The following is a 26888-nucleotide window of genomic DNA, read 5'->3' as shown; positions in this document are numbered from 1 at the left end:
GAGTATAGTCAATTGTACAGTGAAAAGTTAAGTACATGCAGATAAGCCTGAATTATAGGTTTTTGATTTTGCTGGCAGTTATACTTGCCATAGCCGCACTTTTCATAAATGGGACGCTGTTCGCTTTATTTTGGCTGTCTCATGATGAAATACCGCTATGGGGGCAGCAGAGTATAGCGATCCATCTTTTTGCCTATAGCCTGGCGACAGGGTTTATTTTAGGATGGATTGCCACCAGGGCCACGCGCTGGGCACTCCGGAACGGCAAGGTTTTGCCGCTGCACTGGCATCTTAAAAGCCAGACCCTCATAGACCGGTTGCCCTCCAAAACGTTTAACCGGGCATTTATGTTTGCCTTGGCCGGTGTTTCCATTGCCTCCATCATGGTGCTGCTGTTGGACCTGCTGCAACTGTATTATATTCCTTACGCTGATTTTCAGCTTCTTTCCAGTGTTTTCAGTATCTGCTTTTCAGCAGCCATTACCATTATGGCAGTGTACCGCGGCCTAGGCGACAAAATAATGCGCCACTCCAAAGTATAAAAAAAGCACACCCGGTTCAGGTGTGCCTTCCTTTGCAGCCATAGCTGTTATTTAAACTTGTCTTTCAATATCTCGAACTCTACAGCCGGTGATATGCGCTCATAAAGTATGTGATAAACGGCCGTTGTAATTGGCATGTCTACCTCCAACTTTTTGTTAAGCTCATAAATGCTCTGCACGGCGTAATAGCCTTCTGCTACCATGTTCATCTCTACCTGGGCCGACTTCACCGTATACCCTCTCCCGATCATGTTACCGAAAGTCCGGTTGCGGCTGAACTGCGAGTAAGCTGTTACCAGTAAGTCGCCGAGGTAAGCGGAGCCGTTCAACGCACGGTGGATCGGCATAATAGCATCCAGGAAACGCTCTATCTCAAACATGGCATTGGAAACCAGTACCGCCTGGAAGTTATCGCCGTAGTTCTGGCCCCGGGCTATACCGCAGGCTAGCGCAATAATGTTTTTCATCACGGCGCAATACTCAATTCCATCCAGATCGTCTAAAGGGTTTGCCTTTACATAACGGTTGCGTAGCAGTTCGCAGAAACGCTCCGCCGTGGCCAAGTTATGTGATCCGATGGTGAGGTAAGATTGCTTTTCGAGTGCAACCTCCTCTGCGTGGCACGGGCCGGCAATTACCAACAGGTTATGATCGGGCACATTATACCTGTGCTTTACATAATCAGTGATCAGAACGTTCTCTTTGGGAATCATACCCTTTATGGCCGAAACCACTACTTTACCTGCAAAGGCATCTGCGGGTAAATCGGCAAGTGCCAGCTGCACGAATGCGGCTGGCACTGCCAGTATCACCCAGTCCGATGAGGCTACAACAGCCTGTATAGCTGTGGATGGTTTTACATAATTCAGATCAAACGACACCTGGCTAAGGTAGCGCGGGTTGTGTTTGAAATTGGTCAGGTGCTGCACGTCGTTCTCGTTGCGCATCCACCAGTTTACTTGGGATTTGTTCTCTGAGAGGATCTTTACCAGGGCAGTTGCCCAGCTTCCCCCTCCCAGTACGGCTATTTTTTCCAAATTTTTTAATCTTCTTTAGTATCTGCAGCTATCGCCTGCTTGTCTAACGATTTCTCATCTTTTACGGCTACCTTGGCGCCATCTTCCAACGTTTTAGAAACCGCCCTGAACGGACCAGCTACCACTTTCTGCCCTTTATCCAAACCGCTCAGAATCTCAATGTTTTCAAAATCGCTGATGCCGGTTTTTACCTTTACAGATTTTACAGTGTTTGAAGCTTGGTCATATACAAACACGACTTCCTCTACCTGTGCCGGAGCTGCCTCCTGTTGTTGTTCATTCTGGTTTGGCTCCTTTTCATCGCCCTCTTCTTCATCGGTCTTCTTATCTCCTTTTGGGTTAGCAGAGCGAGTTGTTACGGCCGACAAAGGTACAGATAAAACATTAGGTTTGCGATCTGTGATGATATCTACAGAGGCAGTCATGCCTGGCCGGAACGGACGCGCAGTGTTCTCGCGCAGGTGGTCATAGGATTTATTGAGGAGACGAATGCGCACTTCAAATTCTGTTACGGCTTCCAGTGTAGTGGCATCTTTGGCAGTGTTGGCTATGGCCGTAACCACACCCATAAATTTTTCATCACGGCTGGCATAGGAATCCACTTCCACTTCTACAGAGTCGTTCAGGCTTACACGGATAATGTCGTTCTCGTTCACGTTTACACGCACCTCCATGTTGTTAAGGTTAGCGATACGCATGATTTCGGTACCGGCCATCTGGGAAGTACCCACCACGCGCTCGCCCTGCTCCACGTTCAGTTTAGATACTGTGCCGCTTACCGGTGCATAAATGGTGGTTTTATTTAGGTTCTCGCGTGCGTCCTTCAAGGATGCCTGTGCATTCTGCACATTATATTCCGAGGCTCTCACGCTCTGCCGCCCTGACTCCACCTCTGCCTTTGTTGCCAGGTAATTCGATTCTATTTGCTGCCACTCTGCCTGAGAGATAACTTTTTGCTCTACCAGCGGCTTGTTACGCTTGTAGTTCTGCTCCACCTGCACAAAGTTAGCCTGCGCCTGAGCAAGCCTTGCTCTGGCCTGCGCCAGATTAGCGCGCATGGTATTTACGGAAGCCTGCTGGGCATCTACCATCGACTGATAGTTATCCGGGCGTATGCGCAGTAAAAGCTGTCCTTTCACTACAGAGTCGCCTTCCTCAACGTTTAACTCGATAATCTCTCCAGACACATCCGGGCTGATTTTCACCTCGGTTTCCGGTTGTATTTTTCCTGATGCGCTTACTTTCTCAACGATATCTGCAGGTTTAGCCTCTGCCAACACCACTTCAGTGCCTTCTTCAGCACCTATCCAGCCAGCCTTTTTAGCGACAATTATACCTACCACCAATACTACTAAAACACCTATCAGAATAGGGATAAGCTTTGATTTTTTCTTCGCCATGATTTTTAGAAAGAAATGTCTTTGCCCTGGTAGAAGTCCAGAACCTTTAGTTTAAAAGTGTATTCATACTTCGCCTGCGACAAGTTAGACTGTGCAGCACGATAGCTATTGGCTATAATGTTGAAATCCACTGTGTTTATCACGCCTGCATTCAACCGCAACTGCGCATTGCTGTAGTTCTTCTCAGCGGCACGCAGCTGTTCTTTTGCGGCTACATAACGACGTTGGGCAGCTACGGCATCTACATACGCCTGCTCAATGGTCTGGCGTAAGTTGTTACGGGCAATGTCTGCGTTGATCTGTGCATCCTGCTGCTGCAGCTTTGCCCGCTGCACATTACTGCGAACTTGCAAGCCATTCAGGATAGGTATCTGTAAATTGAAACCGAAGTTCTTGCCCACACCATCTTTCAGCTGATCGAAATATTCATAGGATTCTATTCTGGAGGCAGGAGTATAAATAATGAAGGGATCAGTACCCTCTGAATTCATGAAGCCTATTCGGTTTGGCGAAAATGTACCCTCAATCGGAAATCGTAAATCTCGTGCACTTGAATAAAAGGTGTTTAAGCTACCGAACATCGACAGGCGTGGATAGTAGCCTCCTCTGGCCACATCCAGTGCCTTGGCCGCACTTAACACACGCAGATCGGCCGCCTTGATGGCCGGCAAGGTTTGTACAGCCACATCATATACCTGATCGCCGCTTAACAGAACCGGGTCTTGGTCGGGCTCTGGGATTTCAGGTATTTCAATTTGAAATTCCTGTGAAGTGGGCAGGTTCAGCAACTGCATTAATGACAGCCTGGAGATATCGCGCTGGTTTTCCGCATTAATTAACTCTAGGTCGTCGGCAGCTAACTGAGACTCCAGGTCCAATACAGCGTTTTCTGCCACACTTCCTGCGTCAAACAAGATTTTAGTGCGATCGAGTTGCTGTTTCGTTAAGTCACGCGTTTGCTGTGATATTTTGATCAGCTCATCGGCAAAAAGTATGTTCAGGTAGGACGTAACGATCTGTATCGTAATGTCATTCTGCGCTGAAAGCACATCCTGTTCAATAGCCTGCAGTGCCAGCTCATTCTGTTTGATAGAATTTACTTGCTGAAATCCCATAAATAAGGGCACAGAAGCGCTTAACTGGAAATTGTTAGTCTGGCTTTGCTCCGAACGTAATTCAGAAGTGGTGGGATCGACGTAGGTACCGTAGTTAAAGTTGTATGAAGAACTACCGTTAACGGATGGTAGACGGTCAAACCTCGACTGCTTCAGGTCTGTTTCTGCCAGGCCTTTGTTGAGTTTGGTTCGCCGTACCTGCAGGTTGTTGGCATTGGCATACCCCACCGCCTCCTGCAGTGTCCAGATGCCATCGCCGCTTGGGTCCTGCTGCGCCATGGCTCCGGTAGAACCGGCTAGGCCTATTCCTAAAACCAATAGCAGGGTTTTAGATGTTTTTTTCATAGTAGCTATACTTTTATAAGTCGATGTTCGGGATATAAACCACGTGCTTCACCCAGCTAAGTTGTTTCATGTATTCAAGCGTTATGGGCTTAATACCGGAGTCCATCTCTATGAACTGACGCGCCCGCTCATGCTTGCCTTTCCGCGAAACGCTCATGGTGGCAATGTTGCAGTCGTCGTGTGCCAGTATAGAAGCGATAAAGGCGATACTTCCCTTCACGTCGGCCGCATCAATAATAAGCGTGTGCAGCGTAGCAGAGAAGTTAGCCGAGAACCCGTCTACCTCCGATATATTGATCACACCGCCGCCGCGGCTCTGCCCGATCACCTCCACCTCGCGTTCGCCTGCCTTCAGGTTTAGCTTGATGGTGTTTGGGTGCATGGTAGAGGCATTGCCCACAGAGCGGAAAGTATACTTGAGCCCCCGTTCTTTAGCAAAATCAAAGGCTTCTTTAATCCGTTTGTCATCTGTTTTAAAGTCCAGCAGGCCGGCTACAATGGCGCGGTCGCTGCCGTGGCCCTCGTAGGTGCGTGCAAATGAGTTGTAAAAGGTGATAACTGCCTCTTCCGGGGCGGCGCCCAGAATACGGATGGCAGCTCTGGCAATACGCACCACCCCAGCTGTGTGCGAGCTGGATGGTCCTATCATCACGGGCCCGATCATGTCAAAAACACTGCTTTTCTCAGCCATACGCTCTATATCGTGAAAACCAAATTTAGCAATTTAGCGGCAGCTTTGCGCTATTCCGGGGTTAATTTAGGTTTAATTCTACAAACTCCCTTTTTCCATCTACAAACCCAGGCAAGGCCCCTATCAAGCTGCGTGTCTTAAAAGATTAAATTTATACTTTGGTACCGCGTTCATTATCAGCATGGAGAGCTGTGCTGCAAACGAAAAGGAAGCTAATTTAAGTGGCCATAAGGCCACCTGTAAATGTTTTGCTATTTTTGCGGAAATCACCTCACCTAAACTCTCTGACAGATGGAGCATACCTTTAAACCTGAAGTGCTGGAACAGCTGAAGCGGCTGGAGGAAAAATATGTACCGCTTGGCCAGGATCTGGCTGCGTACCTGGAAGGACTCTACCACACGAACTTCCTCTCTTACTGGGACTATATTCACCTGGACACGCTGCTGAGCCTGCAGAACCCGCGCACCGATATTCCGGATGAGAAGATCTTCATCATGTATCACCAGATTACGGAGTTATACTTTAAACTTTGCCTGGAGGAGTATAGGCAAATAGGTGAGGATAAAGAGATTACTGTTGATGTGCTCATTAGACGCTTGAAGCGCATTAACCGTTACTTTGATAACCTGATCAACTCGTTTGATGTGATGGTGGATGGCATGGACCCAAAACAGTTCCTGCAGTTCAGGATGGCGCTCATGCCGGCCAGCGGCTTTCAGTCGGTGCAGTACCGTTTTATTGAGATCGCCTCTACAGACTTACGTAACCTGGTGGAGAAAGCCAAACGTGCCGCATTAGGTATGGAAAGCACGCATGAGGAGATGATTGGCTGTATTTACTGGAAAGAGGGTGCCACCGAAGTAGCTTCCGGCGCCAAAACACTGACGCTGGTGCAGTTTGAGCAGAAGTATACCATACAGCTTATCAGCTTTGCAAAAGAGTATGCTGATAAAAACGTGTGGCATGTGTACAAAAACCTACCGGAGGAGGATCAGCAGAACCCCAAACTGATACAGGCAATGCGCGACCTCGATAGCAACGTGAACGTGAACTGGCCTCTGATGCACTACAAATCAGCTGTACGCTACCTGCAGCGCGACCCGGAGGTTATTGCTGCTACTGGTGGCACTAACTGGCAGAAATACCTGCCCCCGCGTTTCCAGAAACGCATTTTCTACCCGGAGCTTTACAGTGAGCAGGAGATTGAAGAATGGGGCAAAGGCTGGGTTGACAAAGTATTGAACGGAGACATTTAATGATTGGAATGAGTGAAATATTGGAATGTTTTTACCAGTTAACTTGTCATGTTATAGTTTGATACAGTGGTAAAGAATCATTCTCTTGATCATTCAATTAAAATTAATTTAAAAGTTTAAGGTTAACTACCTTACCTGTTGTAAATGAGAAAGAAAGAACTTGACCTGGTGCTTCCGCCAGAGCTGGCATTCGATGCCCGGCAGTTAGAAGGGGAGATACTGAAAAGTGCCAGGGTGCAGCCTGAGGATGTTAAATACCTTCACCGGTTAAAGCGCTCTATCGATGCGCGTGGCCGCCAGGTACAGGTGCGTATTCGTGCCGATATTTACCTGGATACCCCTCCTGCTGATATTATTTCCCCAACTTATACTTACCCCGATGTTACAAATGCCAAGCGTGTAGTGATCGTGGGTGCCGGTCCCGCCGGGTTGTTTGCTGCCTTGCGCTGCATTGAACTGGGGCTAAAGCCGGTAGTTCTGGAGCGGGGCAAGGATGTACGTAGCCGTCGTCGTGACCTGGCTGCTATCAACAAAGAGCATACTGTAAATCCTGACTCCAATTATTGCTTTGGCGAAGGCGGGGCTGGTACTTATTCGGATGGCAAGCTGTATACGCGCTCCAAGAAACGCGGTGATTTGCAGCGTATCCTGCAGATTTTTGTGCAGCACGGCGCCACACCGGATATACTTTTTGATGCTCACCCGCACATTGGCACCAATAAACTGCCCAAAATAATCGAAGCTATTCGCGAGACAGTAAGGAGTGCGGGTGGTGAGGTGCTCTTTGACAAGCTGGTAACTGATTTTATTCTTGCTAACGGTGAGATGCGTGGTGTGGTAACGCAGGATGGGCAGGAGTTTACCGGAGAGTCGGTTATACTTGCCACAGGCCACAGCGCTCGTGATATTTTTGAGCTGCTGCACGATAAAGGAGTTGCCATAGAGGCCAAGCCCTTTGCCATGGGGGTGCGCGTAGAGCATCAGCAAAGTCTGATTGATAGCATCCAGTACAAATGTGAGGACCGTGGGCCATACTTACCTGCCTCTTCCTATTCCCTGGTGCACCAGACACACTATAAAGGCAAACAGCGTGGTATTTTCTCTTTCTGTATGTGCCCGGGAGGTTTTATTGTGCCCTCAGCCACAGCGCCTGGCGAGGTGGTGGTAAACGGCATGTCTCCAAGCCGCCGCGATTCCCGTTTCTCAAATTCCGGTATCGTGGTTGCCATTGAGTTGGAAGATATGGAATTGGACAAGTATGGGCCTTTGGCTGGTTTGCGCATGCAGCAGGCGCTGGAGCGGAAGGCTTGCCAAATGGCGGGTGGCTCTCAGGCTGCTCCGGCACAGTTGCTGCAGGATTTTACGAACCGGAAAGTTAGTAAAGAATTGCTCGATACCTCTTACCAGCCTGGTTTGGTATCGGTAGACCTTAACCAGCTTTTCACGGAGGACATGGCTTACCGCTTACGCGAGGGCTTTAAAGCTTTTGGGAACAAGATGCGGGGCTACCTGAGTAACGAGGCGCAGATCGTAGGAGTGGAAAGCCGTACCTCCTCCCCTGTTCGTATACCGCGCGACCGCGAAACACTGGAACATATTAAGGTGAAAGGCCTCTATCCTTGCGGTGAGGGTGCTGGCTATGCCGGGGGCATTGTTTCTGCTGCCATGGATGGGGAACGCTGTGCTGAAAAGGCAGCCGTCAGAGCAGGTGTTGCCTAGTGCTAATCTCCTGAAGTATAGTATACATCAGCCACAGGTAAACCCCATGAAGTTAATGCTTTATGGGGTTTATTATTTGTGCTGACATGGCTGTTCATTAACTTTTTAAGCGGCCCCAAAGTACAATACGTATACTTTTTAGAACTTGAATTAACCAAAAATATGAAAAAGACTGTTGTTTTAGGCGCTTCTGATAACCCGACGCGCTATGCGTACAGGGCAGTGCACAGGTTGCAGCAACATGGCCATGAGGTGGTGCCTGTCGGTATAAAAAATGCGGAAGTAGGTGGCCTTAAGATTGTGACGGATAAGTCGGAGCAGATTGAGGATGTGGACACGGTAACATTATACGTGGGGCCTCGGCACCAGCCTGTATGGTATGACTATATCCTGAACCTGAAGCCAAAGCGCATCATCTTTAACCCGGGAACAGAGAACCGGGAACTAGAGCAAATGGCCCAAGACGCGGCAATTGAAACGCTACACCACTGCACACTGGTAATGCTGGCTTCTGATAGTTACTAAAACCATACTTTTATACCTAAAAGTATAACCTCCCGAAATCGGTAGCGTATATAAGAATAAGAAGAACAGATGGCATTTGTTGTCTATGTTCTTGAAAAGCAGGGATCTTGCAAAAAGGTTCCTGCTTTGCTTTTAATCCATATTTAAAAGGCCTCAACTATGTGTTTTCATGGTTGAGGCCTTCTGTTTTATTCTTGCTGATGCATTATAGCATGCTTTCTGGAGGCGACGTGGACCTATCCTCCTCCTGCTCCTCCTCCATCAGGTAATGCATATTGGCTGCCAGTGCCGTATCCGGCATAAAGTTGGAACTAGTGGCCTGCAACTTATTTTTGAGTCCGGAGATAATGCGGGTTTCACCGTGCATAAGGGCGTCATACCCGTCTTTTGCCACCTCTGCCGGCTCCGACAGGGTGCCGTGGGCCGCTCGCGTATGGGCAGCCCCAGCTCTTCTGAAGAACATGGTGTTGCTCGCGCCGGGGCAAAGCGCCGTTACGGTAATGCCGGTATCTTTCAGTTCATTAGACAAGGCTTCTGAGAATGAAAGCACGAAGGCTTTTGTGGCGCCGTAAACAGCCATCAAAGGCGAGGGCATAAACGAAACAAGCGAGGCAAGGTTTAGGATCTTACCGGAGTTACGACGTTTCATGTCGTGTAGGAAAAGCTTCGTAAGCTCAACAGGAGTTGTGATGTTTAACTGGATAATAGCTTTTTCCCGCTGCAGGTCAGTTTCGTAGAAGAGGCCATGCACGCCGGCACCCGCATTGTTGATAAGGATGTCTACTTCCAGGCCGCTGTCTTTCACCTCCTGGTATACTTCCTGTGGAGATTCCGGGCGGGTAAGGTCTGCTGTAATGATACACACATGCTGGAGTTGATGGTGGTCCTGGAGGTAATACCCAAGTTTACGGAGGCGCTCCGTCGTGCGGGCCACTAAAATAAGGTTGTAACCATCCTGCGCAAAGAGTTTTGCGAACTCCATTCCGAAGCCATTGGAAGCTCCCGTTATTAATACCGTTTTTTCTTTGTTCTTCTCTTTCATCGTTTTCATAGCTGTAAAAGTATGGCTGCCCTAATTTCAGGGGCAGTATACCTTTGTACCAACACAGGCGCTTTTGGGTTGCCGGGTTTGTCCGTATGAGAGAATCATAGAAGGTTAAGTGAGCTATTGGCAGTCCTATCGCTAGTAGTTCATCTTCAGACTTAACAGTAATATAAATAACTCAGCAATTCCACAGAAAAAGGCTTTTATGATGCCTCACGCCTCAGCACCTCCAGCGGTGGCCGGTTTAAAATACCTCGGCTGTTGAGCATACCTACAAACACGGTGAGGGCAGTGATTCCGGCAAAGACCGGCAGCAGCGGCGTCAGGTCCGGTACAAACGCCACTTCAAAGCTAAATACGGCCAACGCCCAACTAGCTGCCACTGAAAGTATAATGCCGGTGCCGGCGGCCAGTGCGCCCAGCAACAGGTACTCAAATGCATTTATACCTAAAATTTGTTTTCGGCTGGCCCCCAAAGTCCGTAGCAACACACTTTCCTGCACCCGCTGGTACTTACTGTTGTTGATGGAACCTATCAGTACCAGCAAGCCTGTGCAGATGCTGAAGAGCGCCATAAAACGGATCACAAAGTATATTTTGCCAAGTATATCGTCCAGCGTCTCCAGGATCAGGCCCAAGTCTATGGCAGAAACATTCGGAAACTTACCAACTAATGTCTGCTGGAACCTGGCCGCCTGCTCATCGGTTTCCGTGCGTGTCATGAGCACATGGAACTGCGGCGCCTCCTCCAGTATCCCTTTGGGGAACAGGATAAGGAAATTCGTCTGAACCCGGTTCCATTCTATTTCGCGGAGATGGGTGACAACGGTAGGAATCAGCGCTCCCTGTACATTAAAAATAAGCGTGTCTCCAAGTCCGGCTTTAAGTCGTTCGGCATAACGTTCTTCCACAGAGATAGGTATCGCTGCAGTCATGTCATTTACTTCACCTTGCCAGGTACCTTCCACTGTTTTCTCTGAACTGATTAAGGTATCACGGTACGTTACCCGGAACTCACGGGTAAAGGCTCTTTCGGAAATGCCTAAAGTTGTATCAGCGCGTACATCAGCGCCTGTCAGGCCGTTTATTTCATCCAGGCGCATCGTTACCACTGGCACCATTTGAAGTATGGGCAGGCCTTTCTCCCTGGCAAGGTTAGCCACTTCGTCTTTCTGCGCACTTTGGATATCAAATAGGACCATGTTTGGCTGGTTTTCGCTGGCTGCAAAGGCCACTTCGCTCAGAAGGATGCGCTGCATAAGAAACAGCGTCGCAATAAGAGCAGTACCAAGGCCAATGGAAACAGTGAGCAGCAAGGTTTGGTTATTGGGTCGATATAGGTTAGCCAGGCTTTGGCGCCAGACATAGCCCCAGTGCACCGGAAAAAACCGCTTAACCAGCCACATCATCAGCCTGGCAATAAGCGCCAGCACCACAAAAGCGATCAATACACCACCCGTAAACGACAGTGCCTGCAGCCAGGTACCCAGCTGAAAGTAGGAGAATATAAATATGAACGCGAGGATCAGGAAGTATACTCCCCAGCGCAGTTTGTCGGGCTGCTTGGATACATGCTCTATGCCTGCACGCAGGGTTATAAGCGGGGAGATGTTACGGATAGACAGCAAGGGCAGCAAGGCAAAAAGAACTGCTACCACAATGCCGATGGCAATACCCTGCAGTATGGCTGACCACGATACGGCCACGGTCACATCCACCGGAAGGAATGATTTGAAAAGCTCTGGCAAGTATAACTGTATCAGGCTACCAAGTATAGCGCCTACTATAGAGCCAATCAAGCCCATGGCCATAACCTGGAACAGGTAGATCAGAAAAGCCTGTTTACCGCTTACGCCCAGGCAGCGGAGCACCCCAATAGTTGCCAGTTTTTCCCGGATGTACACGTGCACAGCGCTGGCCACGCCCACACAGCCCAATAGCAGCGCCACAAAGCCCACCAGCGCAAGGAACCGGGCCAGATCCTCGTAAGATTTGCCGGTGCTCTCCTTTCGGCTCTCGATGGTGTCGTAGCCGAAGCCTGCCTCATCCAGCCGCTTCTCCAGCTTCTTCACCAGCTTGTCAGGGTCTGTGTTTTCGGCCAGTTTATAGTAATGGTAATAACTGATGCGGCTGCCCTTTTGCAGCAGTCCCGTCTCGTTCAGGTAGCGACGCGGAATATATACGGCGGGCGCAATGGTTGCCGTCATGGCGGACTGGCCGGGAATTTTATGCAAAGCCCCTGCAATCTCGAATGTCTGGTTTCCGATCTGAATAGAGTCGCCGGGCTTGGAATTGTACTGCAGCAGCAGTGTGTGGTCTACCAGTGCCTGGCGGCCTTCCTGGCGAAACGTGCTGCTGGCACTTTGGGGCTCGGTTTCTATACTTCCATAATACGGAAAGCCACCCCGCTCCAGCGCGCGCACCTGCACCAGCCTTGTCCCGCCCGAAGCCTTGAACTGCACCATCGACACAAAGCGCACCTCATCCGAGCGGTCGCCGCCAATGGCGATGGAGTCGAGCAGCTGCTGCTGGTCTTCCTCTATCTCCTTGTTTGCCGCAATTACCAGGTCAGCGCCAATCAATGATTTCGCCTGCTTGTCGATATCCGTGCGGAGGTTATCAGAAAAGGAGTTGATGGCCACCAAAGCGGCGATGCCCAGTACGATGGATGAAATGAACAGGGCCAGCCTGCCCCTGTTGCGGCGGCTATCGCGCCAGGCCATTTTCAGCAGCCAGCGCAAGCGCAGTGGCCTTTTCCCGAATGATTGTTTGAAGGTATCGGACACAGATGCTTGGTTTTGTTGTATTAAAGGTAAAGTAGTGGTTTATACTTTAAGGTCTTACCCATTATTTACCACAGACGTAACTTCGTCAGACACCACCGTGCCGCCTTTTATACGGATGATGCGGTCTGTTTTGGCTGCCAGCTCCAGGTCGTGGGTTACCAGCACCAACGTGGTGCCTGCTTCCCGGTTCAGATCAAAAAGCAGCTGCTCTACCCGCTCCCCTGTCTCTTCGTCCAAATTGCCGGTAGGCTCGTCCGCAAAAAGTATGGCTGGCTTGTTGGAGAAAGCCCTTGCCAGGGAAACGCGTTGCTGCTCCCCGCCGGAAAGTTGCGTAGGATAATGATCAAAACGTTCGGCCAGGCCCACCCGGGCAAGTAGCTCCATGGCCTGCTGCTGCACATTGCGCTCACCGCGCAGCTCCAGGGGCACCATGACATTCTCCAAAGCAGTTAGCGTGGGTATCAGCTGGAAATTCTGGAAAATAAAGCCCACATACTGATTCCGTACCTGCGCCCGCTCATCCTCCGACAGATCATCCAGTTTAACGCCATTCAGCACAACAGAGCCGGACGAAGCCCTGTCGAGACCGGCACACAGGCCAAGCAGCGTTGTTTTGCCACTTCCCGAGGGCCCTACAATAGAACAGACATCCCCGGCCTGTAGCGAAAAATTTATACCTTGCAGCACTGTCAGGTGTCTGTCGCCGCTGTCATAGGTTTTCTTAAGGTCTTGTATAGCAAGTATGGTTGACACTTTGGTAAGTATGGTTTTAAGTTGATGTATGAAAGTAAGCTGGCAGAAAGTATAAGTATAGCGCAGTGCCGGCATCCTCCGAACAAAATAACTGTTTGAGCACGTTATAGGTTTAGCTATAGGCAAGTATAAATTTAGGAAAAAATAAACGATGACGATAAAGAATCAGTTTTTAGCCTTCGGGTTAGCAGCCATTACCACCTTTTACGGCTGCGGCGACGCCACCACAACCGATAATCTTGACAAAGAAAAGGGTGCCCGCGCTGCCACCAGTGCCCAATCAGACGCTGCCACTGAAACCGATACCAAGACCATCCTTTTCTTTGGCAACAGCCTTACGGCCGGATACGGGCTGGACGACCCAAGCCAAGCTTTCCCGGCGCTCATCCAGCAGCGCATCGATTCGCTGGACATGCCTTACAAGGTAATTAACGCTGGTTTGAGCGGAGAGACGACGGCCGGGGGCAAAAGCCGGGTAGATTGGCTGCTGAAGAAACAACCGGTTGATATATTTGTGCTGGAACTGGGGGCTAATGATGGTTTGCGCGGTATTGCCACCGAAGAGACCTATGCCAACCTGAAAACAATTATCCAGAAAGTACGCGCGCACAACCCTGATGTACAGGTGGTGCTGACCGGTATGCAGGTGCCGCCAAGTATGGGGCAAAAGTATAGCCAGGATTTCAGTAAAGTATTTACCCGGGTGGCAGAAGAAGAAAACGTTTCCCTGGTGCCATTCCTGCTGGAGGGTGTTGGCGGAGAGCCGGAACTGAACCAGGTGGATGGCATACACCCGACCGAAGAAGGCCAGAAGATACTGGCAAATAACGTGTGGGATGTTCTGCAGCCCCTTCTAAAACAGGAGGAAACACTCTGAAATAAAAAACTTGATTTTTTTCCGCAGATTGTAACCTAACTTTGATGCCACCGTTATTATGTATGGCTAAAAGTTGAAAATTTGATTTTCAAAAACACGAAGCGGCTTCTCATTCTTTGGGAAGCCGCTTCTGTTTTTTTATCCCTTCTCATACTTTATATCCTTCTCCACAAGTATAAAGCAGCTTTTTCTGCCCTGCAACGGTAATCCCGCCCCGCAGCCTGGTCCTACTTCCGGAAAATCAAACCTATGTTTTTACCTGATTTTTTAAACGACTATATATTCTGAGTGGTATTTACCTAAATTTTATAGCTGATATTTAGATATTTATAGCCAACGTGTTGGGCGTTGAGAAAAAAAGATGAAAATTTATACTTCCTCAGGCAACCACACCACGGGTACCCTGCATCTAAGGGGTAAAGAGCAACAGGTGCTCCACTTGATAACGGAAGACAGACTATAGATTAAATCTTTACAGCGCGTGACAGAAGCAGAACTGATAGTGGGATGCCAGAAGGCAGACGGGAAGGCGCAGAAGCTCCTGTACGAGCGGTTTGCCTCGCAAATGTATGGTGTATGCCTGCGTTACCTTAAAAACCAAATGGACGCGGAAGAGGCATTGCTGAACGGCTTTATGAAGATTTACCAGAACGTGGACCGTTTCGAGGGAAAAGGCAGTTTTGAAGGCTGGGTTCGTCGGATTATGGTAAACGAAGCCCTGGCTTTCCTGCGCAAGCATGAGCCACTGCACCTGGCCATCGAAGACAGTTATATTCAGGTAGCCGCATCAACAGGTGCCGACCACGATTTGGCCGAAGGAGAGCTGCTGGAGCTGTTAAGAACTTTGCCCGCTGGCTACAGAGCGGTTTTTAACCTGTACGCCATTGAAGGATACGCACACAAGGAAATAGCCGAAATGCTCGGGATAACCGAGGGTACCTCAAAGTCGCAGTTGAGCAAGGCGCGCACTATGCTGCAACGCAGGCTGGAAGGACAAGAGGCTATAGCCCGTTAAAAATAGGAGGAAGAAAGATGAAACCAGAAGACATAGACAAGTTATTTAAGGAGCGGTTGGGCAACTCCTCTCCCACGCCTCCCGCTGACCTCTGGAGCCGCCTGCAGGAACGCATGGAGGAAGACCAGGAGAAGCCGCTCGTACTGCTGACGCCTGAGGCGGAGCAGAAGAAAGACGGGAAGCAGCGCTTTATGTGGATCTACTCCTCGGTGGCTGCTACGCTGTCGCTGCTGCTGGCTGTGGGAGTTGTATTTTACAACATTAACACTGGCACGCCGGAGGTTAGCGATACGCTCACAAAGTATGACAGCAAACTACCGCAGGAAATACCAGCCGTAGAGACTGTGCCCGAGGTAGAACAAGCGCCTGTTGCCACTGATCAAAGTATGATGGCGCAGACCGAAACACCGGAAGATATTTTACCCGCTGAAGAAAAAAATATTCCTACCCAGGCAACCGCCGAACCAAAGGCTGCATCTAACCTAACAAAGCAGCCAACAAAACAGAAGTTCATCGCCAAGGCAGAACCTAAAGCCTTACAGCAGGAAACCGCGGCTATAGCTACTGTAAGTAAAGCTACTAAAAAACCAGATGTGCAGACGGCCATCGCAGCTAACACAGCACCAGACGCGCCCGCCGTTGAGGTGGCACCGGTAACAAAGCCTGCAGCAGTTGCCGCCAATGCTAACCTGAACGCCGAGCCAGTGGAAATCACCATCAAGCGCGCCGTTGCCTCACAAACCGATGTGGCTATGGCAAGCAATGAGCCCACTGGCAACAGCAAAAAGCAGCTGGCCAAGAACATCTTTAAGCAGGTACGCAACCTGGCATCTGGAGATGGTGTGGAGCTGGAAGTACTGGGCATCCGTGCCGATCGGTTGGCCCTTGAAACACAGATCGGTAAGCAGAAAATCTCTAAAGTGATCAACCTCTAAACTCAACAACATGAAACGGATACTACTACTCGTCATGGCCATTTGCATGGCCGCCGCTACCGGTGTGTCTGCCAAAGGCGGCAACACCCTGAATGAGCGCTTACATTCTACCAGCCAGGATACCATTGTGGTGAAAATGGCCAACGGCGCCAAAATGATCCTGCACCTTGAGAACATTCAACAGCTGCAGGCTTTCCAGAACTACAGCCTCGACTCCCTGATGCGAGAATTGACTAAATACGTGGAGCGCGTAGACCAGATGGAAAACTCGAATCAGGAATCAAAGGAAATGACCGTGACTTTTAACAAGTCTGAAGCGCAGAATGGCAAAGCCGAGCAGGTGACCATTACAGTGGAGGAAGAAGACCCGCAGACCGGTGAAGTGAGGAAGGAGACGCACGAGGTAGTCATCAACAAGAAGTTTAAGATTAAAGTGGATGTGGAGGAAGATGGCGAAAACACCAAAGTGAACGTGGATGTGCCGTCTAAACATGAGCGTGACAGCATCCGCCATGCCAATGACATAAAAACGTATAAAGCTACGCGCACTGGTTTCGACATGGATCTTGGCTTTAACACCTTCACAGAGCAAGGGCAGCAAACGGCAGATCTAAGGCCATGGGGCTCCCGCTACGTTAGCCTTAACTTCCGCCTCAAGTCGCAGATTGGTGGCCAGAAAAGCCCTTTTCACCTGGTATCAGGGCTGGAGTTTGCCTTTAACAACTACATGTTTGAGGATGACATAGTGGTGCAGGACATCGATAACAGGACTTTTTTCACCGTGGATTCAGAAAGAAACTACGAAAAATCAAAGTTAACGCACTCTTCTATAAACCTGCCGCTGATGGCTACGCTGGAGTTTGAGCGCGAAAACGGAAAGGACGGTTTTAAGATAGGCGCTGGTCCGTTTGTAGGATACCGCCTGGGCAGCCATACCAAACTTAAGTATGAGGAAGATGGCAAAACAGAGAAAGACAAGACCCGCGACAGCTTTAACCTGAGCGATTTCCAGTACGGTGTGGAAGGTATAGTTGGCTACGGCGGCATAGACCTGTTTGCCAAGTATAACATGAACAACCTGTTCAAGAATAATCGTGGGCCGGAAGAAAACGTGCTGAGCTTTGGCTTCCGGTTTTTCTACTAAAGTATAAAGTGTTTGTTTAAGGTGAATAAAAAGAGGAGCTTAAGGGCTCCTCTTTTTTTAGCTGTTGCGCATAAAATTATCAATGATAATGGCCGTAGCCGTGGCTACATTCAGCGACTCAGCCCCTCCGAAAGCTGGGATCTTTATCAGTTGGTTTACCTGGTCCGCCACATTTGGCCGTATCCCATTTGCCTCGTTGCCTAGCACCACAATACCCTCTGGCTTCAGCTGCATGCGGTGCAGGTTCTCACCATTCAGGGCGGCGCCGTAAATTTTATACTTGCCCGTGTGCTGCTGCAGCCAGTTGGGCAGGTTAATATAGTATACATTGGTGCGCGTAAAGGAGCCCATTGTAGAAGAAATTACCTTCGGATTGTAAAAATCGGCGCAATTCTCGGAACAAACCACGTTCTTTATACCATACCAGTCGGCTATCCGGATAATGGTGCCCAAGTTACCGGGGTCGCGAATGTCATCAAGAGCGATAACCAGGTCGGTTGGCCGGACTTGCAGGGGCGGAAGTTGGCGCATACTGGCCACGGCCAGGGCGGCGTTATTGCTGGCAAAACTGCCTGCTTTTACCAGTTCTTCCTCCTTTACCACCTCGTATCTATAACCTTTGACAAGCATAGCGGTATGCTCACGCAGAAAGTCTTCGGTAACGAATAAGTGCTGCAACTGGAAATCGGACTGCAGTAATTCGAGCACACTTTTAGCTCCCTCCACCACAAAGGCTTGGTGTTGGTTGCGGTATTTTTTTACTTGCAATGATTTAATATACTTTACAACTGCTTTCGACAACATAGCTGGTTACACGTTTGAGATCACGATTATACATAGCCGCCCTGAGTTTTGCAATGCTGGGGCTGAACGCCTGCATCCCAACCCGCAACTTAGGCGAGAACGAGAAGCTGCTTGTAAGTATGGAACCCAAAGGGCTGGAATCGGTGGATCCCACTGCCATTCAGAACCTTTACCAGCAGGAGCCCAACCGCATGGTGCTTGGCTCCACCCCGTATCTGGCGCTCTACAATTTCGGCAAAAAGTTTTACGATCCGCAAAAGATTCAGCAACGGATAGAGAAACAGGAGAACCGGATGGCCCAAAAGATAACGCAGGCAGGCACTGACTCGGTTAAGATCAACAAGCTCCGGGAGAAGTATAACGACCGCATTGACCGCCTGGAAGCCAAGCTACAGGATGGAAACTTTGTAATGCAGCTCGGCGAGCCTCCGGCCATCTATGATTCCCTGCGCATGCAGGAAACCATGGACCAAATCGACATCTACTTAAACTCCAAAGGCTATTTTAACCACAGGGCGGCTTATACAAAAGAGGTTAAGAAGGACAAGCTTCTGTACATCGACGTTAACATTGAGGAAAATCAGCCTTACCTGTACTCTGAGCTAAGCTATGGCATTGCTGACCCGAGTGTCCTGCAGATAGTGAAAAGCACGGAGGCCCGGTCGTTGCTAAAGTTGCAGGAGCGATATGATGAGGAACAGCTTACGCAGGAGCGGGATCGATTGTACGAGTTGCTGAAGAACCGGGGCTATTACGATTTTGCCCGTGCATACATTGAGTTTGAGGTGGATACCAGCTATGCCAGGAACACTGTACGTGTCAAGACAATTATCGACAGCCCGGAGCAGGACTCCACACACAAAGTATATACCCTAAAGGATGTGTACTTTAAAACGGATGCTGATCGTTTTGGCATTCCCCGCGATACCATCACCTACAACGGCATCAAGTATGTGGCCTATGACCATAAGTACTCGCCGCTAATACTGGATAAGAAAGTAGATATTTACCCGGGGCAGCGTTACAGCCAGTTCCGTACCCTTACCACGCAGCGCAAACTGGCCGACCTGGATGTTTTCCAGTTTAATAACGTGTTCTATAACAAGGTGCAAAGCCCTACAGACTCAACCTATGAGTTAATAGCGCTTGTAAATGCCCTGCCGGCTAAGAAGTTCCAGGAAACGGCGGAGTTAGGTATGAACTTTACAGAGAAAAGGCCAGGCCCATTCTCCAGCCTGACGCTGCGGGTGAGAAACGTGTTCGGTGGTACCGAGAATCTGGACTTTGGGATCAGGGGTGGTATAGAATACCAGGCTAGTTTGTCCGACCCCGATGAGGCGGTTATGATCAGGGAGTTTGGGTTGAATACGTCTCTCTCTTTCCCGGTTATACTTTTGCCGTTCACAAACAAGAACCTGCTGTCGGAGTTTACCCCCCGCACGCGCTTTACTACCGGCTATAACAGCGAGAACCGGCAGGAGTACATCCGCTCTACCTACGAACTGGGCCTGGATTATATCTGGCAGCGTTCTCGCAACCCGTTGCAGCCGCCTGTTATGCAGTTTATACTTTCGCCAGTAAACTTTAATATTGTGCAGGGCGAGATAAAGGATGTTGGTTTCAGAAGCAGGTTGGAGAGCAACAGCACAGACAGCCGCTCGCTCTTGGGCAGTTTCGACGATGGTATCATCTCGTTCGTAGGCTTTAACTTCATCTACAACACCAACGACTTTACCCAGACTCGTAATGCCCGTTTTTTCAGGACCTTGGTAGAGGTAGGCGGATTATCTAAGGAGCTTGGCTTAAACATCAACATAAATAATTTGCGCACTTACCAGTATGCGCGTGTTAACCCGGATTACCGCCGGTATATACCTCTGGGCGGGCAGCGTTTTTTTGTGTACAGGTTTAACACGGGCGTGGCCTCTCCTATCCTGAGCGGTAATACGCTGCCTTATGATAAGTTTTTCTTCGGGGGCGGCGCCTCCAGTGTTCGGGCCTGGCAGTCCCGTAGGTTGGGCTTAGGTTCTTATGCCTCCCTTACGGTGCAGGAGGATGCCGAGGGCAATAAAATAATTGTGCGCGATTATAATATCGAGCAGCCGGGTGAGGTGTTAATAGAGGCGAATGTGGAATACCGCTTTAACATGTTCAGCTTTATAAACGGTGCTTTCTTTGTGGATGCAGGCAACGTGTGGCTTTTGGAGGCTGATGTCAACCGGCCAGGTGCTGATTTCCGGTTTAACCGGTTTTATAAAGAGCTGGCTGTGGGTACTGGCTTCGGACTGCGGTTTGATCTTTCGGTGTTAATTCTGCGGTTTGACTTCGCCACCAAAGTATACGACCCGGCTGTCTGGAAAGAAGACCGGTTTGTGTTGCCTAACTTTAACGTAACGGACTTTTTTACCCGCAACAACCAGAGCACACTGCAGATCGGTATTGGGTATCCTTTCTAGGTCAGGATCTGCAGGATGTAGTAATGATGAACAGGATTCAAATGAGATGATAACCATTTGGTGCTCCTAAATCTACAAGAGATCCTCCTCGTCCAGAAATCCTATAAATACTGATTCAGATAAAAAAGCCCCGCCAGTAACGGCGGGGCTCTCGTTTTATACTTGCTTATACTTAGTAATTTAGCAGTTCTTCCATCCGGGAGGCAACTTTGTCCGGGTTGGGCAGCATCATCTTCTCCAGTTCCACATTCAGCGGAATGGCAGGCAGGTTTGCGGCACCCAAAGTATAAACTGGCGCATCCAACTTCTGGAAACAATCTTTAGAAAGACGTCCGGCAAGCGACTCGGCAAAAGAGTTCATCAGCGGCTCTTCTGTGAGAACCAGTGCCTTGCCATGGCGTTCTACCGATGCTTTAACTGTTTCATAATCCAGCGGGTTAAGCGTGCGCAGGTCCACGATCTCTATACTTCCCGGGAAATTCTTTGCTGCTGTCTTGGCCCAATATACGCCCATGCCATAGGTGATGACGGTCATGCTGTTGCCCATTCGCAGTTCCTTCTCGTCAGCATGCTGCACAATGTTAGCTTTACCCAATGGCAGTACGTAGTGCTCGTCCGGCTCAATGGTTTTGGCATCCTCAGTGCCGGGCACCTTAGACCAGTAAATGCCTTTGTGCTCGAGCATCACAACCGGGTTCGGGTCCAGGAAAGCTGCCTTCATCAGGCCTTTCATGTCAGCTGCATTGCTCGGGAACACCACCTTAATGCCCCGGATGTTCAGCAGCGTAGATTCTATACTTCCGGAATGGTACGGCCCGCCGCCGCCGTATGCGCCTATCGGCACCCGGATAACGGATTGTATCGGAAACTTGCCATTACTCAGGTAGCAGCTCTTAGAAAGCTCCTCTACAAGTTGATTGATGCCCGGCCAGATATAATCCGCAAACTGTATCTCTACAATTGCTTTAGCCCCTACGGCTGACATACCTGCAGTAGAGCCAACTATGTAAGCTTCCTGTATCGGTGTGTTGAATACGCGGGCATCGCCATACTTCTTGGCCAGCAAGGCCGCCTCCCTGAAAACACCTCCCAGTTCTCCGCCCACATCCTGGCCATAAAACAAAGCCTCCGGGTATGTTTTCAGGATATCGTCCACGGCATGCAGGGCGGCATCCACCATAATGGCTTTATCTGCGCCGGCCGGGCTTCGTTCGCCTTTTTCCTCTGTTACAGGAGTTGGCGCAAACTCATGGGTGTCAAATGTCTTTGGATCCGGATTAGCGGCGTTCAAGGCACGTTCATAATCGTTGGCAACGGTATTCATGGCTTCCTGCTCCAGTAGCTTCACCTCGTCAACCGCGATGCCTGCCTCCAGCAGTACCTCACGAAGTTTTGGAATCGGATCGTCGATGCTGTGCTGCTGCAGGTTCTCGCCACGGTACCACTCCCGGCGAACTCCGGAAGTATGATGACCCAGCAACGGCACTTTGGCATGCACCAGTATCGGGCGGCGAACTTTGCGGGCATACTCTATGGCCACACGCATCCCCTCATACGACTCCTCAAAATCAGAGCCGTTCACGCGCAGGCGCTCCATTCCTTTAAAACCGGCGGCAAACTCAAAGGCATCCATAGCACGCATCTCTTTGCCGGTGGCCGAGATGCCCCAATCGTTGTCCTGTATCAGGTAAATGATCGGCAGCCCTTTTAGCACTGCCATTTGAAATGCCTCTGAAACCTCACCCTCGGTTACGGAGCCATCTCCTAAAGAGCAAATTACGATCGGTTTCTCCTCGACCTTCAGCAGCCCCTGCCCTTCCAGGTAAGCCAAACCATGCGCCATACCCGTCGCCGGAATGGCTTGCATGCCCGTGGCAGAGCTTTGGTGCGGGATGGTCGGGAAGCCTTCGCGCCTTAAAGAGGGGTGCCCATAGTAGGTACGGCCGCCACTGAAAGGATCGTCAGCCTTAGCCATCAGCTGCAGCATCAGCTCATAAGGCTGCAACCCCAAGCCAAGCAGCATGGAGTCGTCGCGGTAGTAGAGCGAGGCGTAGTCGTATGGCTTCAGCTGCAGGGCGGCGGCCAGTTGTATGGCTTCATGGCCGCGCGATGTGCTGTGCACATACTTGCTGCAGATCGCCTTGTTTTCTTCGTAAGTATCTGCCATGGTTTTGGCAGTAATCATCAGTCGGTAAGCCTTTTTGAGTAGTTCCAGATCGAGTTTAGTGGCCTCCAGGGTATGTTGTGACATAGGTTGTGCTAAGGTTTGCCCGAAGTTACAAATTTTCTGCTTTCAAGTAAAATTCTGAAGCGGTTCGGTAGAGAGGGTATAATTCGGTACTTTTGCAGCAGCTATACTTTGGCAGGGCACCAAGTCAACTTGTCTGCTACATCAGGCATCACCCGAAGTTTAATGGTTCCCTATTTGTATTATTATTGCCAGTTTATACTTGCCTGTAAAGTATAGCCGTAAGGAACGTCGAAGGAACTAGTACTAGAATTTTCCTTTGTCGGATGTCTAAATATCTTTTGTCGGAAACTATGTTCAGAGAAAAAGTTGAGGCGTTTATGCGCCAGTTTCAGTCAGACCTATGCTATGCCCTGGAGAATACCGATGGTGGCGCTACGTTTACATCCGATGAGTGGGTGCATGAAGGTGGCGGAGGTGGTGTCTCGCGTGTGATTGAGGGCGGTAATGTGCTGGAGAAAGGCGGTGTTAACTTTTCTGCTGTTCAGGGTGAACTGTCTCCCCAGTTCCTGAAGGCGCTGCAGATGCCCGATCCGAACTACTTTGCCACAGGCGTATCGGTGGTGATGCACCCTCATAGCCCGATGGTGCCGATCACGCACATGAACGTACGTTACTTCGAGGCCGGCAACGGGCAAGCCTGGTTCGGTGGCGGTATCGACCTGACACCTATATATGTGGACGTTAAGCAGGCCCGGGAGTTCCATGAGCAGATGAAGGCTGTGTGCGATAAGCACCACCCGGGCTATTACCCTGAGTTCAAAAAGTGGGCTGATGACTATTTCTTTAACGAGCACCGCGACGAGACCCGCGGCGTTGGTGGCATTTTCTTCGACAGACTGATGGAAACAGAGGAGATCAGCATGGAGGACCGCTTTGCCTTTGTGCGCGATGTGGCTTATGCCTTTATCCCTTTTTATACTTCCATCATGAACCAAAACCGCGACCTCCCTTACGGCGAGCGCGAAAAGCAGTGGCAACTTATCCGCCGTGGCCGCTATGTAGAGTTTAATCTTGTGTACGACCGTGGCACCAAGTTCGGACTTCTAACCAAAGGCCGGATAGAGTCTATCCTGATGAGCCTGCCGACGCATGCCTCCTGGGTATACAACTTTACACCTGAAGTCGGCAGCCCCGAAGAACAGACGCTGGACTACCTGAAAAAAGACATTGACTGGATTAACGAAGGCAAGTAATGGTGGAGGCGCTGGAGCAGCTGGATAAAGACATATTCATCTACCTGAACAACATGCACAGCCCTTTCTGGGATGCGATCATGGTGTTTGTGTCGGAGAAGCTGGTGTGGATCCCTTTTTACCTGGGGCTCATCGGTTACCTGGTGTGGCGCTACCGCCGCCAAAGTATACCTATGCTCGTGATGGTGCTCATTGCCATCGGCCTGGCTGATTTCGTAGCTTCAGGCATCATGAAACCATACTTTATGCGCCTCCGCCCCTGCCACGATCCTTCGCTCTCGGAGTTCATCAATATTGTGGAGGGCTGCGGCGGTAAGTTTGGGTTTATTTCCTCCCATGCCGCAAACACCTTTGCGCTGGCGGTTTTCTTTAACCTCATCCTCTCCGACCGCTACCTGATATTCAAGATTGTGCTGGTGGCCTGGGCCGTAGTAGTAACTTATAGCCGCATTTACCTGGGTGTTCACTTCCCAGCCGATGTGCTGCTTGGTGCTCTGTTAGGTTCAATTTTAGCCTTCCTGGCTTCGTTGGGTTATAATATTTTGCTGCGGCGCTACAGCTATTTCCAGCGCTAAACCTTTACCCTGAACTGCTGTTAAACCATAACTAAAACAGCAAACGGATTGCGCAGCTTCATTTATACTTTCATACTTCTGCTGGGATTACTGTGCCTGCAGCCAGTTCTGGCGCAGGCTGTTTATACTTTGTCGGGCCGTGTACTGGATGCCGAAACCGGTGACGCCTTGGTTGGCGCTGCCTTAGCGCTAAAAGAACGTCCTTCCGCCGGTGCCATAACCGATGCCGCCGGCAGGTATAGCTTTGCTGCACCTGAAGGCATGTATACGCTTGTGGTAAAGTATATTGGCTACCATGTGCAGGAGCTGCCGTTGCGTTTAAACCAACCTACAAGTATAAACATAAAACTTACGCCCACTGCTTACCAGGTGCAGGAAGTGGAGGTGCTGGCCGTGCGCAAGCCCCCAATTCACGAAACCCCGACCATGGGGCAACTGGAGCTGCCGCTGGAGACGGTAAAGGCCCTGCCTGTGCTGTTTGGCGAGGTGGATATCCTGAAAACAATACAACTGATGCCGGGTATAAAGTCGGCCGGGGAAGGCAGCACGGGCTTTTACGTGCGCGGCGGCGGGGCTGATCAGAACCTCGTTCTCCTTGACCGGGCAACGGTTTACAACCCAGGCCACCTGTTCAACTTTTTTTCCGTCTTCAACAGCGACGCCATAGACAACACCACGCTAATCAAAGGCAACATGCCCGCCCGTTACGGCGGCCGCCTCTCCTCCGTGCTGGACATCGGCATGAAAGAGGGTAGCTACAAAAATTACCAGGTAGATGGGGGTGTCGGGTTGATTTCTTCCAGGCTGTCGGTGCAGGGCCCGCTGGTGGAGGATAAAGCCTCTTTTATACTTTCTGGCAGGCGCACGTACGTGGACCTGCTCCTTAGCCCTTTCCTGAAAAACACGGAGCAGGGCGGCATCCCCTATTATTTTTACGACCTCAACGGAAAACTCAGCTTTATACTTTCTGACCAGGACAGGTTAAGCTTCAGTGGCTACTACGGGCGCGATGTGGGTGAGTTAACATTATCGGACGGGCGCTTCAAGGCAGATTTCTTTTGGGGCAACAGCAGCGCCACCGCCCGCTGGAGCCATACTTTCAGCGGCAACCTGGAGATGGATGTGTCCGGGGTATGGAGTAAGTATGATTTTGAGTTCAGCTGGGATTTCGGTGGCTTTAACACCGTGGCTGAGACGGGCGTAGAGGATTACAGCGCCAACCTGGATTTTAACTACAAATCAAATGCAAGGCACCACCTGCAGTATGGGCTGCAGTATACTTACCATAAGCTTCGCCCGCGTGCCGGAGAAGCCGAGAGCGCCAGCGGTGAGCTATTCGGCACTGACAGGATCCGTACCAAGTATGGGCATGAATACGCAGTTTACCTTTCCGATGATGTATACCTCACTGATAAATTGCTGCTTAGCTTAGGGCTTCGTAACAGTTACTTCACGCAGTCAGGTCCGTTTACCCTCTACCAGTTTGATGAAAATAACGTGCCTACAGACTCAACTTCTTATAGGCGCGGGGAAGGAGTTAAAACTTTCAGTGCCTGGGAGCCCCGGGTGTCAGTAAAGTATGATTTGGATAAAGCTTCCTCGGTGAAGGCGGCATTCAGCAAATCGGCACAGTACCTGCACCTGGTGTCTAATGCTTATACCACGCTTCCGCTGGATGTCTGGGTGCCAAGCTCGGCGCTCGTGGAGCCGCAACTGGCTTCACAGTATGCGCTGGGCTATTTCAGAAGCATGAAGGAAAACCAATATGAGGGATCCTTGGAAGTATACTTTAAGGATTTGGAGAATCAGCTGGAATACCGGCAGGGCTTCGCGCCCGGCCCCAGCAACCGCGACCTGGAGTATGAGTTTGTAACTGGCAGCGGCAGGTCTTACGGCATTGAACTGTTTCTGCGTAAGAACTATGGCAAACTGCAAGGCTGGTTTGGCTACACCCTCTCCCGCACCACGCGCACCTTCCCGGACCTGAACAATGGTCAGAAGTTCCCCGCCCGCTACGACCGCCGCCACGACTTATCTTTGGTTGCCAGCTACAAGTATAACGACCGCTGGACCTTTGCCGGCAGTTTTGTGTACGGCACCGGAGAGGCCACCACCATGCCTGTCCGACGGTATATTCTGGAGGGGACGGTTAATTACCAGTATGGTGACCGAAACAGCTTCCGGATGCAGCCTACCCACCGGCTCGACTTTTCTGCTACACTGGAGGGCAAGAAATGGAAGAACATCGAGAACAGCTGGACCTTCTCCATCTACAACGTGTACGGCCGCAGAAACCCCTACTTATACTACATCGACAACGAAGGAAACGGCTATGATTCCGCGGTGAAACTGCAGGCCAAAAAGGTATCCATCGTACCTTTCCCGCTGCCGTCTGTTACCTTAAACTTTAGCTGGAAATAACG

General features: G+C 50.1%; 21 protein-coding genes. 12 read left to right on the top strand and 9 right to left on the bottom strand.

The window, feature by feature from the left end:
* Window positions 1–35: 35 nt before the first annotated feature.
* The gene (locus tag OO017_RS05380) at window positions 36–542 is read left to right on the top strand and encodes a hypothetical protein (protein WP_266051429.1); all 507 of its coding nucleotides are present in this window, start codon (window positions 36–38) and stop codon (window positions 540–542) included.
* Window positions 543–589: 47 nt separating this feature from the next.
* Here the strand turns inward: OO017_RS05380 and OO017_RS05375 are convergent, their stop codons facing one another.
* From OO017_RS05375 to sdaAB, 4 genes are read right to left on the bottom strand one after another with little or no spacing between them, the layout of a single operon-like run.
* Window positions 590–1579 (bottom strand): NAD(P)H-dependent glycerol-3-phosphate dehydrogenase, encoded by a 990-nt coding sequence (locus OO017_RS05375; RefSeq protein WP_266051428.1) that lies wholly within the window; start codon window positions 1577–1579, stop codon window positions 590–592.
* Window positions 1580–1584: 5 nt separating this feature from the next.
* Window positions 1585–2979, bottom strand: coding sequence for an efflux RND transporter periplasmic adaptor subunit (locus tag OO017_RS05370; RefSeq protein WP_266051427.1), 1395 nt, complete (start codon window positions 2977–2979; stop codon window positions 1585–1587).
* A gap of 5 nt (window positions 2980–2984) precedes the next feature.
* Window positions 2985–4439 carry a TolC family protein gene (locus OO017_RS05365; protein WP_266051426.1) on the bottom strand — a complete coding sequence of 485 codons (1455 nt, stop codon included), beginning with the start codon at window positions 4437–4439 and terminating at the stop codon, window positions 2985–2987.
* Window positions 4440–4452: 13 nt separating this feature from the next.
* On the bottom strand, window positions 4453–5130 hold the full coding sequence (gene sdaAB, locus OO017_RS05360) for an L-serine ammonia-lyase, iron-sulfur-dependent subunit beta (protein ID WP_266051425.1): 678 nt from the start codon (window positions 5128–5130) through the stop codon (window positions 4453–4455).
* A 291-nt stretch (window positions 5131–5421) separates the two neighbouring features.
* Here sdaAB and OO017_RS05355 point away from each other — a divergent pair, with 291 nt between their 5' ends.
* The 3 genes from OO017_RS05355 to OO017_RS05345 all read left to right on the top strand — a co-directional run bounded on the left by OO017_RS05355 (window position 5422) and on the right by OO017_RS05345 (window position 8631).
* Complete coding sequence (locus tag OO017_RS05355; RefSeq protein ID WP_266051424.1) at window positions 5422–6387, top strand: tryptophan 2,3-dioxygenase family protein; 966 nt, start codon at window positions 5422–5424, stop codon at window positions 6385–6387.
* 144 nt (window positions 6388–6531) lie between these two features.
* On the top strand, window positions 6532–8106 hold the full coding sequence (locus OO017_RS05350) for an NAD(P)/FAD-dependent oxidoreductase (protein WP_266051423.1): 1575 nt from the start codon (window positions 6532–6534) through the stop codon (window positions 8104–8106).
* 162 nt (window positions 8107–8268) lie between these two features.
* A complete protein-coding gene (locus tag OO017_RS05345; RefSeq protein WP_266051422.1) occupies window positions 8269–8631 on the top strand; it encodes a CoA-binding protein in 363 nt (120 codons plus the stop codon).
* Window positions 8632–8836: 205 nt separating this feature from the next.
* On the opposite strand, the gene OO017_RS05340 is transcribed toward OO017_RS05345, so the two are convergent.
* The 3 genes from OO017_RS05340 to OO017_RS05330 form a co-directional block, all read right to left on the bottom strand.
* On the bottom strand, window positions 8837–9682 hold the full coding sequence (locus tag OO017_RS05340) for an SDR family NAD(P)-dependent oxidoreductase (RefSeq protein ID WP_266051421.1): 846 nt from the start codon (window positions 9680–9682) through the stop codon (window positions 8837–8839).
* Window positions 9683–9879: 197 nt separating this feature from the next.
* A complete protein-coding gene (locus OO017_RS05335) occupies window positions 9880–12462 on the bottom strand; it encodes an ABC transporter permease (protein ID WP_369426403.1) in 2583 nt (860 codons plus the stop codon).
* Window positions 12463–12516: 54 nt separating this feature from the next.
* Window positions 12517–13215, bottom strand: a complete 699-nt coding sequence (locus OO017_RS05330) for an ABC transporter ATP-binding protein (protein WP_266051478.1) — start codon at window positions 13213–13215, stop codon at window positions 12517–12519.
* A 151-nt stretch (window positions 13216–13366) separates the two neighbouring features.
* Between OO017_RS05330 and OO017_RS05325 the strand changes: the two genes are divergently transcribed.
* From OO017_RS05325 to OO017_RS05310, 4 genes are all read left to right on the top strand, one after another.
* A complete protein-coding gene (locus OO017_RS05325) occupies window positions 13367–14092 on the top strand; it encodes an arylesterase (protein ID WP_266051420.1) in 726 nt (241 codons plus the stop codon).
* A gap of 481 nt (window positions 14093–14573) precedes the next feature.
* Complete coding sequence (locus OO017_RS05320) at window positions 14574–15107, top strand: RNA polymerase sigma factor (protein WP_266051419.1); 534 nt, start codon at window positions 14574–14576, stop codon at window positions 15105–15107.
* 17 nt (window positions 15108–15124) lie between these two features.
* Entirely contained in the window at window positions 15125–16042 is a 918-nt protein-coding gene (locus tag OO017_RS05315; RefSeq protein ID WP_266051418.1) for a hypothetical protein, read from the top strand.
* 10 nt (window positions 16043–16052) lie between these two features.
* Entirely contained in the window at window positions 16053–17186 is a 1134-nt protein-coding gene (locus OO017_RS05310; protein ID WP_266051417.1) for an outer membrane beta-barrel protein, read from the top strand.
* A 57-nt stretch (window positions 17187–17243) separates the two neighbouring features.
* On the opposite strand, the gene OO017_RS05305 is transcribed toward OO017_RS05310, so the two are convergent.
* On the bottom strand, window positions 17244–17990 hold the full coding sequence (locus OO017_RS05305; RefSeq protein WP_266051416.1) for a TrmH family RNA methyltransferase: 747 nt from the start codon (window positions 17988–17990) through the stop codon (window positions 17244–17246).
* 14 nt (window positions 17991–18004) lie between these two features.
* On the opposite strand from OO017_RS05305, the gene tamL reads away from it, so the two are divergent.
* On the top strand, window positions 18005–20446 hold the full coding sequence (gene tamL, locus OO017_RS05300; RefSeq protein ID WP_266051415.1) for a translocation and assembly module lipoprotein TamL: 2442 nt from the start codon (window positions 18005–18007) through the stop codon (window positions 20444–20446).
* A 172-nt stretch (window positions 20447–20618) separates the two neighbouring features.
* On the opposite strand, the gene OO017_RS05295 is transcribed toward tamL, so the two are convergent.
* On the bottom strand, window positions 20619–22697 hold the full coding sequence (locus OO017_RS05295; protein ID WP_266051414.1) for an alpha-ketoacid dehydrogenase subunit alpha/beta: 2079 nt from the start codon (window positions 22695–22697) through the stop codon (window positions 20619–20621).
* A gap of 290 nt (window positions 22698–22987) precedes the next feature.
* Here OO017_RS05295 and hemF point away from each other — a divergent pair, with 290 nt between their 5' ends.
* From hemF to OO017_RS05280, 3 genes are read left to right on the top strand one after another with little or no spacing between them, the layout of a single operon-like run.
* Window positions 22988–23890 carry an oxygen-dependent coproporphyrinogen oxidase gene (hemF, locus tag OO017_RS05290; RefSeq protein ID WP_266051413.1) on the top strand — a complete coding sequence of 301 codons (903 nt, stop codon included), beginning with the start codon at window positions 22988–22990 and terminating at the stop codon, window positions 23888–23890.
* Window positions 23890–24465 carry a phosphatase PAP2 family protein gene (locus OO017_RS05285; protein WP_266051412.1) on the top strand — a complete coding sequence of 192 codons (576 nt, stop codon included), beginning with the start codon at window positions 23890–23892 and terminating at the stop codon, window positions 24463–24465. Before hemF ends, OO017_RS05285 begins: the two co-directional genes overlap by 1 nt.
* Before the next feature lie 48 nt (window positions 24466–24513).
* Window positions 24514–26886, top strand: a complete 2373-nt coding sequence (locus OO017_RS05280) for a TonB-dependent receptor (RefSeq protein ID WP_266051411.1) — start codon at window positions 24514–24516, stop codon at window positions 26884–26886.
* Window positions 26887–26888 lie beyond the last annotated feature (2 nt).

The sequence above is a fragment of the Pontibacter anaerobius genome (genome assembly GCF_026241195.1).
In the GTDB taxonomy this organism is placed as follows: Bacteria; Bacteroidota; Bacteroidia; order Cytophagales; family Hymenobacteraceae; genus Pontibacter; species Pontibacter anaerobius.
Note: the sequence above shows the minus strand (reverse complement) of the source record. Positions and strands in the feature narration are given on the sequence as shown.